The sequence below is a fragment of the Pseudomonas sp. 32_A genome, assembly GCF_017490905.1.
Classification (GTDB): Bacteria; Pseudomonadota; Gammaproteobacteria; order Pseudomonadales; family Pseudomonadaceae; genus Aquipseudomonas; species Aquipseudomonas inefficax.
The window spans coordinates 1-444 of the sequence record NZ_JAFGYI010000349.1; the positions used below are offsets into that span (position 1 = coordinate 1).

1 protein-coding gene and 1 pseudogene are annotated in these 444 nt (G+C 74.3%); both read left to right on the forward strand.

All coding sequences use genetic code 11. From position 1 onward, the window contains the following. The coding region (locus J5M58_RS27020) for a hypothetical protein (RefSeq protein WP_207880500.1) at positions 1 to 236 on the forward strand (236 nt) is incomplete at its 5' end. Then, positions 233 to 444: pseudogene (locus J5M58_RS27025) on the forward strand (hypothetical protein); the annotation flags it as partial. The gene J5M58_RS27020 and the pseudogene J5M58_RS27025, both read left to right, overlap by 4 nt.

A 444-nucleotide genomic window follows, 5' to 3' on the forward strand; every position in this document is an offset into this window, starting at 1 on the left:
GAGCAGAGGTTCGCCGGGCCCGCGTGCAAGTGCTGCGCGTGCGGGCGCCGCGTGCCGCGCGCGCGCGGTCGGTCGCCGGGCCGGCGATGCCCGTGTATGGCGATGCGCCGTGCACCCGCGCCGGCGGCCGCCGATCGTTCGCCGCGGCGGGCGCGCTCGATATGATCGGTACGACCGGCGCTCGCCGGCCGCCGTTGGGCCGCGCCGACGGCCTTTGCGGGCCGCGCCCGCGATGAAGGCGTTCGCCGCCGCGCTCGGCCGCCTGTGGCATCTGGGCGGCATCGATCTGCCGGTCGCCGTCACGCTGCTCGCGCGGACGTGGGCGATCGCGAGCGGGCTCGTCACCGTGCTGCTGATCGCGCGCTGCCTGTCGCCCGAATTGCAGGGCTATTACTACACGTTCAACAGCCTCGTCGCGATGCAGATCTTCGCCGAGCTGGGCAT